11 protein-coding genes are annotated in these 17,170 nt (G+C 67.1%); all 11 read left to right on the forward strand.

The annotated features are described in order from the left end of the window. Nucleotides 1–64: 64 nt before the first annotated feature. The 11 genes from rplA to tuf all read left to right on the forward strand — a co-directional run bounded on the left by rplA (nt 65) and on the right by tuf (nt 16,910). Nucleotides 65–790, forward strand: coding sequence for a 50S ribosomal protein L1 (gene rplA / locus JEK78_RS13600; RefSeq protein WP_200258841.1), 726 nt, complete (start codon nt 65–67; stop codon nt 788–790). Between the two features lie 459 nt (nt 791–1,249). Further along, the gene (locus JEK78_RS13605; RefSeq protein ID WP_200258845.1) at nt 1,250–2,122 is read left to right on the forward strand and encodes an LppX_LprAFG lipoprotein; all 873 of its coding nucleotides are present in this window, start codon (nt 1,250–1,252) and stop codon (nt 2,120–2,122) included. 338 nt (nt 2,123–2,460) lie between these two features. Next, nucleotides 2,461–2,991, forward strand: a complete 531-nt coding sequence (gene rplJ / locus JEK78_RS13610; RefSeq protein WP_200258847.1) for a 50S ribosomal protein L10 — start codon at nt 2,461–2,463, stop codon at nt 2,989–2,991. Nucleotides 2,992–3,106: 115 nt separating this feature from the next. Continuing rightward, the gene (rplL, locus tag JEK78_RS13615; RefSeq protein WP_200258848.1) at nt 3,107–3,493 is read left to right on the forward strand and encodes a 50S ribosomal protein L7/L12; all 387 of its coding nucleotides are present in this window, start codon (nt 3,107–3,109) and stop codon (nt 3,491–3,493) included. A 620-nt stretch (nt 3,494–4,113) separates the two neighbouring features. Then, the gene (gene rpoB, locus JEK78_RS13620; RefSeq protein ID WP_200258849.1) at nt 4,114–7,599 is read left to right on the forward strand and encodes a DNA-directed RNA polymerase subunit beta; all 3,486 of its coding nucleotides are present in this window, start codon (nt 4,114–4,116) and stop codon (nt 7,597–7,599) included. A gap of 93 nt (nt 7,600–7,692) precedes the next feature. Further along, nucleotides 7,693–11,610 (forward strand): DNA-directed RNA polymerase subunit beta', encoded by a 3,918-nt coding sequence (locus JEK78_RS13625; RefSeq protein ID WP_200258850.1) that lies wholly within the window; start codon nt 7,693–7,695, stop codon nt 11,608–11,610. A 145-nt stretch (nt 11,611–11,755) separates the two neighbouring features. Then, nucleotides 11,756–12,226 carry a DUF1707 and DUF4190 domain-containing protein gene (locus JEK78_RS13630; protein WP_200258851.1) on the forward strand — a complete coding sequence of 157 codons (471 nt, stop codon included), beginning with the start codon at nt 11,756–11,758 and terminating at the stop codon, nt 12,224–12,226. Nucleotides 12,227–12,549: 323 nt separating this feature from the next. Then, entirely contained in the window at nt 12,550–12,921 is a 372-nt protein-coding gene (rpsL, locus tag JEK78_RS13635; protein WP_003948652.1) for a 30S ribosomal protein S12, read from the forward strand. Between the two features lie 2 nt (nt 12,922–12,923). After that, nucleotides 12,924–13,394: a 30S ribosomal protein S7 gene (rpsG, locus tag JEK78_RS13640; protein ID WP_003998848.1), complete on the forward strand. Its 471-nt coding sequence runs from the start codon at nt 12,924–12,926 to the stop codon at nt 13,392–13,394. Nucleotides 13,395–13,433: 39 nt separating this feature from the next. After that, nucleotides 13,434–15,560, forward strand: coding sequence for an elongation factor G (gene fusA, locus JEK78_RS13645; protein WP_200258853.1), 2,127 nt, complete (start codon nt 13,434–13,436; stop codon nt 15,558–15,560). A 156-nt stretch (nt 15,561–15,716) separates the two neighbouring features. Then, the gene (tuf, locus tag JEK78_RS13650; protein WP_200258855.1) at nt 15,717–16,910 is read left to right on the forward strand and encodes an elongation factor Tu; all 1,194 of its coding nucleotides are present in this window, start codon (nt 15,717–15,719) and stop codon (nt 16,908–16,910) included. The last annotated feature ends 260 nt before the right edge of the window (nt 16,911–17,170 follow it).

Raw genomic sequence — 17,170 nt, forward strand, 5'->3', positions numbered from 1 at the left:
GCAGCAGTAGTGGCGGGGCCTGCTCGGCCCGGACCACGACTCCTCGGAACCAACAGGAGCAGTAGTGAGCAAGCGCAGCAAGTCTCTCCGCGCTGCGGACGCCAAGATCGACCGGGACCGGCTCTACGCCCCGCTCGAGGCCGTCCGCCTCGCCAAGGAGACCTCCACGACCAAGTTCGACGGCACCGTCGAGGTGGCCCTGCGTCTGGGTGTCGACCCGCGCAAGGCCGACCAGATGGTCCGTGGCACCGTGAACCTCCCGCACGGCACCGGCAAGACCGCCCGGGTCCTGGTCTTCGCGACCGGTGACCGTGCCGAGGCCGCGCGTGCCGCGGGAGCCGACATCGTCGGCTCCGACGAACTTATCGACGAGGTGTCGAAGGGCCGCCTGGACTTCGACGCTGTCGTTGCCACCCCGGACCTGATGGGCAAGGTCGGTCGCCTCGGCCGCGTCCTCGGTCCCCGTGGCCTGATGCCGAACCCGAAGACCGGCACCGTCACCCCGGACGTCGCCAAGGCCGTCACCGAGATCAAGGGCGGCAAGATCGAGTTCCGGGTCGACAAGCACGCGAACCTGCACTTCATCATCGGCAAGACGTCCTTCGACGACAGCCGCTTGGTGGAGAACTACGGCGCCGCTCTGGAGGAGATCCTCCGCCTGAAGCCGTCCGCCGCGAAGGGCCGCTACATCAAGAAGGCCGCCATCACCACCACGATGGGCCCCGGCGTTCCGGTCGACCCCAACCGCGTCCGCAACCTCCTCGTCGAGGAGGACCCGGCCGCGGTCTGAGTCCCGACCGCCGCTCGGTCACGGGCCCCGTACCTTCTCCGGTGCGGGGCCCTTCCGTGTGTTCTCCTCCGTACCCGTACGGGTCGCCGGGGTGGCTCAGCCGCGCCTCCGCGAGTCGACGGGAGCGCCGCACGAGGCGGCGGGGGGCCGGGTTCGCCGCCGTGGCCGGAGGCGAGCGTGTCGGAGGGTTTCCGGAGGCGGGATCGCGACCCTCGGGCTCTCCCGGCCGACCGTGATCGAAATGGAATCGCCGCTTCACATTCCGCTTCGAGCTCCGCCAAAGAGCGCTGTGTACTGGGGAATTGCCAACCTCTTGGTAACGGGGGAGGGCGATTCGCCGTGCCGAGCGCGGCAGTTGGAGCCGCGGTCGACTCCAGGCCGCAGTTCGCACGCTCGTTCCCCGGTAAGCTCCCCTTTTGCTACAGGAAAGACATACCTTCATCTCTACTTGGGGGGACCATGAGGACGTCCGCACGCAGAATGGCCGGGACCGGGCTCGCCGCACTGTTGATCGCCGCCGGCACGGCGGGCTGTGGCGGGGAGGCGGCGACGTCGAGCGCCGACAAGTCGGCGGAGGAGACTCCGAACCTGACGCCGGCGGCGGCCGTCGCCAAGGCGGTGGACAAGTCCGAGGAGATCACCTCGCTCCACTTCCGCATGGAGGGGACCACGCCCACGGAGGGCGCGGTCGAGGGCGAGGCCAAGATGAGCCTGGATCCCACCGTCGCGATAAGCATGAGCATGACCGGCGAGGGCCTGGGCGAGGTGCCCGGCGAGACCGCCACCGTGGAGATGCGGCTGGTGGACGAGGCCATGTACATGTCCACAGGCGAGCCGTCCGAGGAGTTGGAGGGGATGAGCTGGATCAAGTTCGACCTCTCCGGCGCGGGCGAGGAGGACATGAACGAGATGCCCGGCATGGACCTGGCCGACAAGAACCCGGCCGCCGAGTCGGCCTTCCTGACTCAGGCCGAAGACCTGAAGAAGGTCGGCACCGAGAAGATCGAGGGTGTCGAGACCACCCACTACGCCGGCACGGTCACCCTCGACGAGCTGCGCAAGGCGATGGAGGCGAACGAAGGCGGCATCGGGGAGCGCCAGGAGGTGTCCCTGGAGTCCTACGAGGAGATGGGACTCGAAGAGCTGGCCATGGACATCTGGGTCGACGAGGAGGACCAGACCCGGCAGTTCCGTGTCGCTGGTGACGGCAAGGACGGCGAGATGGACATGACCTTCACCTTCGTCGGGATCAACGAGAAGGTCGAGGTCACGGCGCCGCCGGCGGACGAGACGCTGGACCTGATGGAGATGTTCGGCGACGAGGCCGTCTGATCGACCCGCGACCGGCGGGGGCCGGTCGAAGGCCCGGGCCGTCGTCGAGCGATTTGCTCGGCGGCGGCCCGGTCCCGTAGAGTCGCGTCGAAGCCAAAGACCGCTGGTCGTTGCCGTGCGCTCGCCGAGTGCGCGGTGGCCGAAGGATCCGCTGCACAGCGGACGGCCCGCGCAGGTGACTGTGGAAGAGTTCCCGGATTGTGGATTCTCCGGCCGTGCGCCGGTGAGGCCGATTCCGGTGGAGCCGAGCCCCGTGCGCCTGCGCCGGGGCGTTTCGTTTTTCCCAGTCCTCCTTCGGGTCCGCGCGGTCCGAATCACCCGGAAGGAGGCCGAGGCTCATGGCGAGGCCTGACAAGGTCGATGCCGTCGAGGAGATGCGGGACAAGTTCCGCAGCGCCAACGGCGCGGTCGTCACCGCGTACACCGGTCTCACCGTCGCGCAGCTCCAGCAGTTGCGTCGTTCACTCGGTGAGAACGCGCACTACCGTGTGGCGAAGAACACGCTGACCAAGATTGCGGCCAACGAGGCCGGGATCACCACGCTCGACGAGCTCTTCGCGGGTTCGTCGGCCGTCGCCTTCGTGACCGGTGACCCGGTCGAGGCGGCGAAGGGTCTCCGCGACTTCGCCAAGGACAACCCCAACCTCGTCATCAAGGGCGGCGTCCTCGATGGCAAGGCGTTGTCCGCGGACGACATCAAGAAGCTCGCGGACCTCGAGTCCCGCGAGGTTCTGCTCTCCAAGCTGGCCGGCGCGATGAAGGGGAAGCAGTCCCAGGCTGCCTCCGTCTTCCAGGCGCTGCCGTCGAAGCTCGTCCGCACCGTGGACGCGCTGCGCGCCAAGCAGGACGAGCAGGGCGGTGCCGAGTAACTCGGCTCGCGCATTGATCCGGGTCGTCTGAGGCGACCGGGTCGCAGCGGGCCACCGTACGCCCGCCAGTCATGTACATCCGGCACCAGCCGAAAGAATGGAAGGATCGCCCATCATGGCGAAGCTCAGCCAGGAAGACCTGCTCGCGCAGTTCGAGGGCATGACCCTCATCGAGCTCTCCGAGTTCGTGAAGGCCTTCGAGGAGAAGTTCGACGTCACCGCCGCCGCCGCCGCGCCGGTCATGATGGCGGGCGGCCCGGGTGCCCCGGCCGCCGAGGCCGTCGAGGAGAAGGACGAGTTCGACGTCGTCCTCACCGGTGCCGGTGACAAGAAGATCCAGGTCATCAAGGTCGTGCGTGAGCTGACCTCGCTCGGCCTGAAGGAGGCCAAGGACCTGGTGGACGGCACCCCGAAGGCCGTTGTGGAGAAGGTCAACAAGGAGGCCGCGGACAAGGCCAAGGAGGCCCTTGAGGCCGCCGGTGCCTCGGTCGAGGTCAAGTAACACCCTCGGGGGTCCGCCGACCTCCCGACCGCGTGCGGCCGACGAGCCTCTCCGGCTCGACACGATGGCCGAAACAATCCCCCTGGGGTTGTAACGCGAACGCGCCGAAGAGCGATCATCCAACCGGGTGGTCGCTCTTCGGCGCTTCGGCGCCTCGGCCACGCCTGCCGCGTGGTCGTACCGGTGACGGGTATGGTGATCTTCCTCGTGGCTCGGTGCGTGCGGGTCCCTGGACGAGGGCCCTTGACGAACCGCACGCGGCGCGCGATTCTCAGGACGCGTCGTCACGACGATCCGGATCCGAGGCATGGATCGTCGACAAAGAGGGCAGTATCAACGTGCGTTGAGAGCGGGCATGCCGAAGGCGTTGAGAACAACAGAGGTCTCCGAGACCGAGGTGCGGTCCGGCACTGGACAGCAGTGTGGCAAGTGGCTACACTGACCCTTTGCGCTGCCTGTTAGCTGCTCCCTGCCCGTCACCAGGGGCATGCCCTCGCTCCAGCATCGAAGACCGGACCGGTCCTGACCTGGCCTTTCGCCGAGGTCGGTGAGGTCCGTCCCCGATACGGCGAGGGGCCGGTACGCGCGTAGTGAGTCCGAGCCCTCGGAAGGACCCCCTCTTGGCCGCCTCGCGCACTGCCTCGACCGCGAATACGAACAACGGCGCCAGCACCGCCCCGCTGCGCATCTCCTTTGCAAAGATCAAGGAGCCCCTCGAGGTTCCGAACCTTCTCGCGCTGCAAACCGAGAGCTTCGACTGGCTTCTCGGGAACGAGGCGTGGAAGGCTCGCGTCGAGGAGGCCCTGGGCAACGGTCAGGACGTCCCCACCAAGTCCGGACTGGAGGAGATCTTCGAGGAGATCTCCCCGATCGAGGACTTCAGCGGGTCGATGTCGCTGACCTTCCGCGACCACCGCTTCGAGCCGCCGAAGAACTCGATCGACGAGTGCAAGGAACGCGACTTCACCTACGCCGCGCCGCTCTTCGTCACGGCCGAGTTCACCAACAACGAGACGGGCGAGATCAAGTCCCAGACCGTCTTCATGGGGGACTTCCCCCTGATGACGAACAAGGGCACCTTCGTCATCAACGGCACCGAACGCGTCGTCGTCTCCCAGCTCGTCCGTTCGCCGGGCGTGTACTTCGACTCCAGCATCGACAAGACGTCCGACAAGGACATCTTCTCCGCCAAGATCATCCCGTCCCGGGGCGCCTGGCTGGAGATGGAGATCGACAAGCGCGACATGGTCGGTGTCCGCGTCGACCGCAAGCGCAAGCAGTCCGTCACCGTCCTGCTCAAGGCGCTCGGTTGGACCACCGAGCAGATCCTGGAGGAGTTCGGCGAGTACGAGTCGATGCGCGCCACCCTGGAGAAGGACCACACCCAGGGGCAGGACGACGCTCTGCTCGACATCTACCGCAAGCTGCGCCCGGGCGAGCCGCCCACCCGCGAGGCCGCGCAGACGCTGCTGGAGAACCTCTACTTCAACCCCAAGCGCTACGACCTGGCCAAGGTCGGCCGCTACAAGGTCAACAAGAAGCTGGGCACGGAGACCGGCCTGGACGCCGGCGTCCTGACCGTCGACGACATCATCGCGACGATCAAGTACCTGGTGAAGCTGCACGCGGGCGAGACCGAGACCACCGGCGCGGCCGACCGTCCGATCATCGTCGAGACCGACGACATCGACCACTTCGGCAACCGCCGTATCCGCAGCGTGGGCGAGCTGATCCAGAACCAGGTCCGTACCGGCCTGGCCCGGATGGAGCGGGTCGTCCGCGAGCGGATGACCACCCAGGACGTCGAGGCGATCACGCCGCAGACGCTGATCAACATCCGGCCGGTCGTCGCCTCCATCAAGGAGTTCTTCGGCACCAGCCAGCTGTCGCAGTTCATGGACCAGAACAACCCGCTGTCGGGGCTGACGCACAAGCGGCGTCTCAACGCCCTCGGACCGGGTGGTCTCTCCCGTGAGCGGGCCGGCTTCGAGGTCCGTGACGTGCACCCCTCGCACTACGGCCGGATGTGCCCGATCGAGACGCCCGAAGGCCCGAACATCGGTCTGATCGGCTCGCTCGCCACCTACGGTCGGGTCAACGCGTTCGGCTTCGTGGAGACGCCCTACCGCAAGGTCATCGACGGCCAGGTGACCGACCAGGTCAACTACCTCACCGCGGACGAGGAGGACCGCTTCGTCATCGCGCAGGCCAACGCGCCGCTGACGGAGGACTTCCGGTTCGCCGAGCCGCGGGTCCTGGTCCGCCGCCGCGGCGGCGAGGTCGACTACGTCGGCGGTCAGGACGTGGACTACATGGACGTCTCGCCGCGCCAGATGGTGTCGGTCGCGACGGCCATGATCCCCTTCCTGGAGCACGACGACGCCAACCGCGCCCTCATGGGCGCGAACATGATGCGTCAGGCGGTCCCGCTGATCCAGGCGGAGTCCCCGCTCGTCGGCACCGGCATGGAGTACCGCTCCGCCGCCGACGCCGGTGACGTGGTCAAGGCCGAGAAGGCGGGTGTGGTCCAGGAGGTCTCCGCGGACTACATCACCACCTCCAACGACGACGGCACCTACATCACGTACCGGCTGGCCAAGTTCGCCCGATCCAACCAGGGCACCTCGGTCAACCAGAAGGTCATCGTCGCCGAGGGCGACCGGATCGTCGAGGGCCAGGTGCTCGCCGACGGACCGGCCACCCAGCAGGGTGAGATGGCGCTGGGCAAGAACCTGCTCGTCGCCTTCATGCCGTGGGAGGGCCACAACTACGAGGACGCGATCATCCTGTCGCAGCGCCTCGTCCAGGACGACGTCCTCTCCTCGATCCACATCGAGGAGCACGAGGTCGACGCCCGTGACACCAAGCTCGGTCCCGAGGAGATCACCCGGGACATCCCGAACGTCTCCGAGGAGGTCCTCGCCGACCTCGACGAGCGCGGCATCATCCGGATCGGCGCCGAGGTCATCGCAGGGGACATCCTGGTCGGCAAGGTCACGCCCAAGGGCGAGACCGAGCTGACCCCCGAGGAGCGGCTGCTCCGGGCCATCTTCGGCGAGAAGGCCCGCGAGGTCCGCGACACGTCGCTGAAGGTCCCGCACGGCGAGACCGGCAAGGTCATCGGCGTTCGGGTCTTCGATCGCGAGGAGGGCGACGAGCTGCCCCCGGGCGTGAACCAGTTGGTCCGCGTCTACGTCGCCCAGAAGCGCAAGATCACCGACGGTGACAAGCTCGCCGGCCGGCACGGCAACAAGGGCGTCATCTCCAAGATCCTGCCGATCGAGGACATGCCGTTCCTGGAGGACGGCACCCCGGTCGACATCATCCTCAACCCCCTGGGCGTCCCGTCCCGGATGAATCCGGGGCAGGTCCTGGAGATCCACCTGGGCTGGCTCGCCAGCCAGGGATGGGACGTCTCCGGTCTCGCCGACGAGTGGGCCGAGCGCCTCCAGGCGATCAGTGCCGACCAGGTCGAGCCCCGCACCAACGTGGCGACACCGGTCTTCGACGGCGCCCGTGAGGACGAGCTGGCAGGCCTGCTGGAGCACACCATCCCCAACCGCGACGGCGACCGCATGGTGCTGCCGTCCGGCAAGGCCCGGCTGTTCGACGGCCGTTCCGGCGAGCCGTTCCCGGACCCGATCTCGGTCGGGTACATGTACATCCTGAAGCTGCACCACCTGGTCGACGACAAGCTGCACGCGCGCTCGACCGGTCCGTACTCGATGATCACCCAGCAGCCGCTGGGCGGTAAGGCCCAGTTCGGTGGCCAGCGGTTCGGCGAGATGGAGGTGTGGGCGCTGGAGGCCTACGGTGCCGCCTACGCCCTCCAGGAGCTGCTGACCATCAAGTCCGACGACGTCACCGGCCGCGTGAAGGTCTACGAGGCCATCGTCAAGGGCGAGAACATCCCCGAGCCCGGCATCCCCGAGTCCTTCAAGGTGCTCATCAAGGAGATGCAGTCGCTCTGCCTGAACGTGGAGGTGCTGTCCAGCGACGGCATGTCCATCGAGATGCGTGACACCGACGAGGATGTCTTCCGCGCCGCGGAGGAGCTCGGCATCGACCTGTCCCGGCGCGAGCCGAGCAGCGTCGAAGAGGTCTGACGGGAGTCCGGGGAACCGTCACCGCGGTTCCCCGGCCCCAGGACCCCCGTTTCAGACCCCAAGACTCACGACCCTGAGAGGGATTGACGCATAGTGCTCGACGTCAACTTCTTCGACGAGCTCCGGATCGGCCTGGCCACCGCTGACGACATCCGTCAGTGGAGCCACGGCGAGGTCAAGAAGCCCGAGACCATCAACTACCGCACCCTCAAGCCGGAAAAGGACGGGCTCTTCTGCGAGAAGATCTTCGGCCCCACCCGGGACTGGGAGTGCTACTGCGGCAAGTACAAGCGCGTCCGCTTCAAGGGCATCATCTGCGAGCGGTGTGGCGTCGAGGTCACGCGGGCCAAGGTCCGCCGTGAGCGGATGGGCCACATCGAGCTCGCCGCCCCGGTCACACACATCTGGTACTTCAAGGGCGTGCCCTCCCGGCTGGGCTACCTGTTGGACCTCGCCCCGAAGGACCTGGAGAAGGTCATCTACTTCGCGGCGTACATGATCACGTACGTCGACGAGGAGCGCCGCACCCGCGACCTGCCCTCGCTGGAGGCCCACGTCTCCGTCGAGCGCCAGCAGATCGAGCAGCGCCGTGACGCCGACCTGGAGGCCAGGGCCAAGAAGCTCGAGACCGACCTGGCCGAGCTGGAGGCCGAGGGCGCCAAGGCCGACGTGCGCCGCAAGGTGCGCGAGGGCGCGGAGCGCGAGATGAAGCAGCTGCGCGACCGGGCGCAGCGCGAGATCGACCGCCTCGACGAGGTGTGGAACCGCTTCAAGAGCCTCAAGGTCCAGGACCTGGAGGGCGACGAGCTGCTCTACCGCGAGCTGCGTGACCGGTTCGGCACCTACTTCGACGGTTCGATGGGCGCCGCCGCGCTGCAGAAGCGCCTGGAGTCCTTCGACCTGGACGAGGAGGCCGAGCGGCTCCGCGAGATCATCCGCACCGGCAAGGGTCAGAAGAAGACCCGTGCCCTGAAGCGGCTGAAGGTCGTGTCGGCGTTCCTCCAGACCTCCAACAGCCCCAAGGGCATGGTCCTGGACTGCGTCCCGGTGATCCCGCCGGACCTGCGGCCGATGGTGCAGCTGGACGGTGGCCGCTTCGCCACCTCCGACCTGAACGACCTGTACCGCCGCGTCATCAACCGCAACAACCGCCTGAAGCGGCTTCTCGACCTCGGCGCCCCCGAGATCATCGTGAACAACGAGAAGCGCATGCTCCAGGAGGCCGTGGACGCGCTGTTCGACAACGGCCGCCGCGGTCGTCCGGTGACCGGTCCGGGCAACCGCCCGCTGAAGTCGTTGTCCGACATGCTCAAGGGCAAGCAGGGCCGCTTCCGTCAGAACCTGCTCGGCAAGCGCGTGGACTACTCCGCGCGTTCCGTGATCGTCGTCGGTCCGCAGCTCAAGCTGCACCAGTGCGGTCTGCCGAAGGCCATGGCGCTGGAGCTGTTCAAGCCCTTCGTGATGAAGCGCCTGGTCGACCTGAACCACGCGCAGAACATCAAGAGCGCCAAGCGGATGGTCGAGCGTGGCCGGACCGTGGTGTACGACGTCCTCGAAGAGGTCATCGCCGAGCACCCGGTGCTGCTGAACCGCGCGCCCACGCTGCACCGTCTGGGCATCCAGGCCTTCGAACCGCAGCTGGTCGAGGGCAAGGCGATCCAGATCCACCCGCTCGTCTGCACCGCGTTCAACGCGGACTTCGACGGTGACCAGATGGCCGTGCACCTGCCGCTGTCCGCGGAGGCGCAGGCCGAGGCCCGCATCCTGATGCTGTCCTCGAACAACATCCTGAAGCCGGCCGACGGGCGTCCGGTGACGATGCCGACCCAGGACATGGTCCTCGGTCTGTTCTTCCTCACCACCGACGGCGAGATGCGCGAGCTGAAGGGCGAGGGCCGGTCCTTCGCCTCGGCCGCCGAGGCGATCATGGCCTTCGACGCGGGTGAGCTGTCGCTCCAGTCGAAGATCGACGTGCGCTTCCCGGTGGGCACCATCCCGCCGCGCGGTTGGACCCCGCCGCGGGCCGCCGACGGCGAGGAAGCGGTCGTCGGAGAGCGGGAGTGGCAGCAGGGCGACACCTTCACCCTGAGGACCACCCTGGGCCGCGCCCTCTTCAACGAGTTGCTGCCCGAGGACTACCCGTTCGTCGACTTCGAGGTCGGCAAGAAGCAGCTCTCGGAGATCGTCAACGATCTCGCCGAGCGCTACCCGAAGGTCATCGTCGCGGCCACGCTCGACAACCTGAAGGCGGCGGGCTTCTACTGGGCGACGCGTTCCGGTGTCACCGTGGCCATCTCCGACGTCGTCGTCCCCGAGGCGAAGAAGGAGATCGTCCGCGGCTACGAGGCGCAGGACGAGAAGGTCCAGAAGCAGTACGAGCGCGGTCTGATCACGAAGGACGAGCGGACCCAGGAGCTCATCGCGATCTGGACCAAGGCGACCAACGAGGTCGCCGAGGCGATGAACGACAACTTCCCCAAGACCAACCCGATCTTCATGATGGTGAACTCGGGCGCGCGAGGCAACATGATGCAGATGCGTCAGATCGCCGGTATGCGTGGTCTGGTGTCGAACGCGAAGAACGAGACGATTCCGCGGCCGATCAAGGCCTCGTTCCGCGAGGGTCTGTCCGTGCTGGAGTACTTCATCTCCACGCACGGTGCCCGCAAGGGTCTGGCGGACACCGCTCTGCGGACCGCCGACTCGGGCTACCTCACCCGTCGTCTGGTGGACGTCTCCCAGGACGTCATCATCCGCGAGGAGGACTGCGGCACCGAGCGCGGACTGCGGTTGCGGATCGCCGAGCGTGGCGCGGACGGTGTGCTGCGCAAGGGCGAGGACGTCGAGACCTCGGTGTACGCACGCTGCCTCGCCGAGGAGATCGTGGTCGACGGCAAGGTGCTGGCTCCGGCCGGTACCGACCTCGGCGATGTCCTCATCGAGGAGCTGGTCCGCCACGGCGTCGAGGAGGTCAAGACCCGCTCGGTGCTGACCTGCGAGTCCGCCGTGGGAACCTGTGCGATGTGCTACGGCCGTTCGCTGGCCACCGGCAAGCTGGTGGACATCGGCGAGGCGGTCGGCATCATCGCGGCCCAGTCCATCGGCGAGCCGGGCACCCAGCTCACGATGCGGACCTTCCACACCGGTGGTGTGGCAGGTGACGACATCACCCAGGGTCTGCCGCGTGTCGTCGAGCTGTTCGAAGCTCGCACCCCGAAGGGTGTCGCCCCGATCTCCGAGGCGTCCGGCCGGGTGCGGATCGAGGAGACCGAGAAGACCAAGAAGTTGGTCGTCACCCCGGACGACGGCAGCGACGAGACGGCGTTCCCGATCTCGAAGCGCGCCCGTCTGATGGTGTCGGAGGGCGAGCACGTCCAGGTGGGCCAGAAGCTCACCGTCGGTGCCACCAACCCGCACGACGTGCTGCGCATTCTGGGGCAGCGCGCCGTCCAGGTCCACCTGGTCGGCGAGGTCCAGAAGGTCTACAACTCCCAGGGTGTGTCGATCCACGACAAGCACATCGAGATCATCATCCGCCAGATGCTGCGGCGTGTGACGATCATCGAGTCGGGTGACGCGGAACTGCTGCCCGGCGAGCTGGTCGAGCGCTCGAAGTTCGAGGGCGAGAACCGGCGTGTGGTGCAGGAGGGCGGTCACCCGGCCTCCGGTCGTCCGCAGCTGATGGGTATCACCAAGGCCTCGCTGGCGACCGAGTCCTGGTTGTCGGCGGCGTCCTTCCAGGAGACGACGAGGGTGCTGACGGACGCGGCGATCAACGCCAAGTCCGACTCGCTGATCGGTCTCAAGGAGAACGTGATCATCGGTAAGCTGATCCCGGCCGGTACGGGTCTGTCCCGTTACCGCAACATCCGGGTGGAGCCGACCGAGGAGGCGAAGGCCGCCATGTACTCGGCCGTCGGCTACGACGACATCGACTACTCCCCGTTCGGGACCGGTTCCGGCCAGGCCGTACCGCTGGAGGACTACGACTACGGTCCTTACAACCAGTAGAGGCGTGGGTTCATGAGCGCGAGGGGCGGTTCTCCCGACGGAGAGCCGCCCCTCGGCGCATCATGGAAAGGGATCCCTATTCGGGAGGTGCTCGTCGGTGTCGTATCCCGTGTGGCAGCCCGGGTCCGGTCGGAACCCCCCCTCCATGCTGGCCGCTCAGGCCGACCGCGAGCGCGCGGCGGACGTCCTGAGGGCCGGCTACGGAGAGGGTCGACTGGATCACGCGGAGTTCGAGAATCGGGTGGCCCGGGCCTACGCGGCCCGCACGGTCGGTGAACTGTCCCTGTTGGTGGCCGATCTGCCGCAGGGGCCCGCGTCCCAGTCCGGCGTGCCGGTGGCTCAGGTGCCCGGCACGTTCCTGCCTCGACCGGCTCCGGCCAACGCCAAGGCGGTCGCCTCGATGGTCTGTGGGGCGCTGTGCCTGGTGACGCTGGGCGTCACCGGCGTTCCCGCGGTCGTCCTCGGGCATGTGGCGCGTTCGGAGATCCGCCGCAGCGGCGAGGGAGGGGACGGCTACGCGCTGGTCGGACTGGCGCTCGGTTGGGTCTCGGTGGCCGGGTGGGCCTTGGTGATGGTCTTGTTCTCCCTGGTGCTGCTGGTGTCCGGGTCCGCCTGAGGGGCCGTCGCGTCGCCACCGGGTCGCCGCCCGCGCGGGGTGGCGGCCCGGAGGGCGTACGCCGTCGTGGAGTCCGGAGTGTCGGGCCGCGTTCCATTTGTTTTGACCGAAGTCCGTGCGGTAGGTACGCTCAGACCTTGTGCCTGGGGTGTGCCCTGGCCTTGGTGCGTGCCTTCGACCGCACAGGGGCCGTCAGCGGCCACCGTGATCTGCGCCCTTTTCGCCGCTCGGCGGGAGTCTGCCGGATTCGACACACCCGACCGCGTGGGTCGGCGACGTTCCAGGTTAGCTGTACCCATCGGCACACAGAAACCGGAGAAGTAGTGCCTACGATCCAGCAGCTGGTCCGCAAGGGCCGGCAGGACAAGGTCGAGAAGAACAAGACGCCCGCTCTCGAGGGTTCCCCTCAGCGTCGGGGCGTCTGCACGCGTGTGTTCACGACCACCCCGAAGAAGCCGAACTCGGCCCTGCGCAAGGTCGCGCGTGTGCGTCTGACCAGCGGGATCGAGGTCACGGCCTACATTCCGGGTGAGGGACACAACCTGCAGGAGCACTCCATCGTGCTCGTGCGCGGCGGCCGTGTGAAGGACCTGCCGGGTGTTCGCTACAAGATCATCCGCGGTTCCCTCGACACCCAGGGTGTCAAGAACCGCAAGCAGGCCCGCAGCCGTTACGGCGCCAAGAAGGAGAAGTAAGAATGCCTCGTAAGGGCCCCGCCCCGAAGCGCCCGGTCATCATCGACCCGGTCTACGGCTCCCCTCTGGTGACCTCCCTGATCAACAAGGTGCTGCTGAACGGCAAGCGCTCCACCGCCGAGCGCATCGTCTACGGCGCCATGGAGGGCCTGCGCGAGAAGACCGGCAACGACCCGGTGATCACGCTCAAGCGCGCTCTGGAGAACATCAAGCCGACCCTTGAGGTCAAGTCCCGCCGTGTCGGTGGCGCCACCTACCAGGTGCCGGTCGAGGTCAAGCCCGGCCGCGCCAACACCCTGGCACTGCGCTGGCTCGTCGGCTACTCCCGCGCCCGTCGCGAGAAGACCATGACCGAGCGGCTGCTCAACGAGCTCCTCGACGCCAGCAACGGCCTGGGTGCCGCTGTGAAGAAGCGCGAGGACACGCACAAGATGGCCGAGTCCAACAAGGCCTTCGCGCACTACCGCTGGTAGTCGCTACCCACATCGAGACCGAGAGAAGACTGAAGCCTTATGGCTACCACTTCACTTGACCTGGCCAAGGTCCGCAACATCGGGATCATGGCCCACATCGACGCGGGCAAGACGACCACCACCGAGCGGATCCTGTTCTACACCGGCGTGTCCTACAAGATCGGTGAGGTCCACGACGGCGCCGCGACCATGGACTGGATGGAGCAGGAGCAGGAGCGTGGCATCACGATCACCTCTGCTGCCACCACCTGTCACTGGCCGCTGGAGGACGTCGACCACACGATCAACATCATCGACACGCCCGGTCACGTCGACTTCACCGTCGAGGTGGAGCGTTCCCTGCGGGTGCTCGACGGTGCCGTGACGGTGTTCGACGGTGTCGCCGGCGTCGAGCCGCAGTCCGAGACGGTGTGGCGCCAGGCGGACCGCTACGGCGTCCCGCGGATCTGCTTCGTCAACAAGCTCGACCGCACCGGCGCGGAGTTCCACCGCTGCGTCGACATGATCACCGATCGTCTGGGCGCGCAGCCGCTGGTCATGCAGCTGCCCATCGGTGCCGAGGCCGACTTCCAGGGTGTCGTCGACCTGGTGACGATGAAGGCCCTGGTCTGGTCCGCCGAGGCCACCAAGGGCGAGATGTACGACACCGTCGACATCCCGGACACCCACACGGAGGCCGCCGAGGAGTACCGCGGCAAGCTTCTGGAGGCCATCGCCGAGAACGACGAGGAGATGATGGAGCTGTACCTCGAGGGCCAGGAGCCCTCGGTGGAGCAGCTCTACGCGGCGGTACGTCGCATCACCATCGCCTCCGGCAAGAGCTCGGGTACCACCGTGACCCCGGTGTTCTGCGGCACCGCGTTCAAGAACAAGGGTGTCCAGCCGCTGCTCGACGCGGTCGTGCGCTACCTGCCGTCGCCGGTCGACATCGAGGCCATCGAGGGTCACGACGTCAAGGACCCGGAGCTGGTCGTCACGCGCAAGCCGTCCGACGACGAGCCGCTGTCGGCACTGGCGTTCAAGATCATGAGCGACCCGCACCTCGGCAAGCTCACCTTCGTCCGGGTGTACTCCGGCCGCCTGGTCTCCGGCACCGCCGTGCAGAACTCGGTCAAGGGCCGCAAGGAGCGCATCGGCAAGATCTACCGCATGCACGCCAACAAGCGTGAGGAGATCGAGTCGGTGGGTGCCGGCGACATCGTCGCCGTGATGGGTCTGAAGCAGACCACGACCGGCGAGACGCTCTGCGACGACAAGAAGCCGGTGATCCTGGAGTCCATGGACTTCCCGGCGCCGGTCATCGAGGTCGCGATCGAGCCGAAGTCCAAGGGCGACCAGGAGAAGCTGGGTGTCGCGATCCAGCGCCTGGCCGAGGAGGACCCGTCCTTCCAGGTCCACACCAACGAGGAGACCGGCCAGACCGTCATCGGCGGTATGGGCGAGCTGCACCTCGAGGTGCTCGTGGACCGCATGAAGCGCGAGTTCCGCGTCGAGGCCAATGTCGGCAAGCCGCAGGTCGCGTACCGCGAGACGATCCGCAAGTCGGTCGAGAAGGTCGAGTACACCCACAAGAAGCAGACCGGTGGTACCGGTCAGTTCGGTCGGGTCATCATCTCGGTCGAGCCGATCGAGGGTGGTGACGCCTCGTACGAGTTCGTCAACCAGGTCACCGGTGGTCGTATCCCGAAGGAGTACATCCCTTCGGTCGACGCCGGTTGCCAGGAGGCCATGCAGTTCGGCATCCTCGCCGGTTACGAGATGACCGGCGTGCGTGTGAAGCTGCTCGACGGCGCCTACCACGAGGTCGACTCCTCGGAACTGGCCTTCAAGATCGCCGGTTCGCAGGCCTTCAAGGAGGCCGCGCGCAGGGCGTCTCCCGTGCTCCTGGAGCCGATGATGGCCGTCGAGGTCACCACGCCCGAGGACTACATGGGCGACGTGATCGGCGACATCAACTCCCGACGTGGCCAGATCCAGGCCATGGAGGAGCGGGCGGGTGCCCGCCTCGTGAAGGGCCTCGTGCCCCTGTCGGAGATGTTCGGCTACGTCGGCGACCTCCGCAGCAAGACGTCGGGTCGCGCGAGCTACTCGATGCAGTTCGACTCCTACGCCGAGGTTCCGCGGAACGTCGCCGAGGAGATCATCGCGAAGGCCAAGGGCGAGTAACGGACCACGTGTCCACGCCGTAGGCTTGACTCCGGAGCCTTGAGGGGTGAGCAGCCGCGCAGCGGCTGTTCGCCCCGGGGGCCCGGGCTTTGACAGCAAAGATCACCTGGCGCCGATGAAGCAAGGCGTTCAGAACCACTCCACAGGAGGACCCCAGTGGCGAAGGCGAAGTTCGAGCGGACTAAGCCGCACGTCAACATCGGCACCATCGGTCACATCGACCACGGTAAGACCACCCTCACGGCGGCCATTACCAAGGTGCTGCACGAGGCGTACCCGGACCTGAACGAGGCCACCCCGTTCGACAACATCGACAAGGCGCCCGAGGAGCGCCAGCGCGGTATCACCATCTCCATCGCGCACGTCGAGTACCAGACCGAGGCGCGTCACTACGCCCACGTCGACTGCCCGGGTCACGCGGACTACATCAAGAACATGATCACCGGTGCCGCGCAGATGGACGGCGCGATCCTGGTGGTCGCCGCGACCGACGGCCCGATGCCGCAGACCAAGGAGCACGTGCTCCTGGCCCGCCAGGTCGGCGTGCCGTACATCGTGGTCGCCCTGAACAAGGCCGACATGGTGGACGACGAGGAGATCCTGGAGCTCGTCGAGCTCGAGGTCCGTGAGCTCCTCTCCGAGTACGAGTTCCCCGGCGACGAGCTTCCGGTCGTCAAGGTCTCCGCTCTGAAGGCCCTTGAGGGCGAGAAGGAGTGGGTGGACTCGGTCCTCAACCTGATGAAGGCCGTCGACGAGTCGATCCCGGAGCCGGAGCGCGACGTCGACAAGCCGTTCCTCATGCCGATCGAGGACGTCTTCACGATCACCGGTCGCGGCACCGTCGTGACCGGCCGTATCGAGCGCGGCATCCTCAAGGTCAACGAGGAAGTCGAGATCATCGGCATCAAGGAAGAGAAGACCAAGACCACGGTCACCGGCATCGAGATGTTCCGGAAGCTGCTGGACGAGGGTCAGGCCGGTGAGAACGTCGGTCTGCTGCTCCGCGGCATCAAGCGCGAGGACGTCGAGCGCGGCCAGGTCATCATCAAGCCGGGCACCGTGACCCCGCACACCGAGTTCGAGGCGCAGGCCTACATCCTGTCCAAGGACGAAGGTGGCCGTCACACGCCGTTCTTCAACAACTACCGCCCGCAGTTCTACTTCCGTACGACGGACGTGACCGGCGTGGTTACCCTCCCCGAGGGCACCGAGATGGTCATGCCGGGTGACAACACCGAGATGAAGGTGGAGCTCATCCAGCCCGTCGCCATGGAGGAGGGCCTGAAGTTCGCCATCCGCGAGGGTGGTCGGACCGTGGGCGCCGGCCAGGTCACCAAGATCAACAAGTGAGTCTCGCGACTCGCCTGACGGTCGCCTGACCCGAGTGGCTCGAAGGGGCCCGTACGACTTCGGTCGTGCGGGCCCCTTCTCGTCGTCCTCCCGACGGGCGGCACGCGGGCCGGGCGAGGGGCGCCGTGTCCGGGGGGCCCGAGCGCGGTCGGCTTTCACGGTTTCGGCGGTGGGGACCGCCCGACCGTCGCGCCGGGTCGACGTCTTTCCCACTCGGTGCGTCGGCTACCGCCCGGTCAGTCCCCACGTCACGCCGATCG

The organism is Streptomyces sp. HSG2 (genome assembly GCF_016598575.1).
Lineage (GTDB): Bacteria > Actinomycetota > Actinomycetes > Streptomycetales > Streptomycetaceae > Streptomyces.

What these genes read in the sequence shown, in the direction of transcription:
- rplL (WP_200258848.1), top strand. Translation starts at nt 3,107, where the DNA reads ATGGCGAAGCTCAGCCAGGAAGACCTGCTCGCGCAGTTCGAGGGCATG.
- rplJ (WP_200258847.1), top strand. Translation starts at nt 2,461, where the DNA reads ATGGCGAGGCCTGACAAGGTCGATGCCGTCGAGGAGATGCGGGACAAG.
- JEK78_RS13605 (WP_200258845.1), top strand. Translation starts at nt 1,250, where the DNA reads ATGAGGACGTCCGCACGCAGAATGGCCGGGACCGGGCTCGCCGCACTG.
- JEK78_RS13630 (WP_200258851.1), top strand. Translation starts at nt 11,756, where the DNA reads ATGCTGGCCGCTCAGGCCGACCGCGAGCGCGCGGCGGACGTCCTGAGG.
- rpsG (WP_003998848.1), top strand. Translation starts at nt 12,924, where the DNA reads ATGCCTCGTAAGGGCCCCGCCCCGAAGCGCCCGGTCATCATCGACCCG.
- fusA (WP_200258853.1), top strand. Translation starts at nt 13,434, where the DNA reads ATGGCTACCACTTCACTTGACCTGGCCAAGGTCCGCAACATCGGGATC.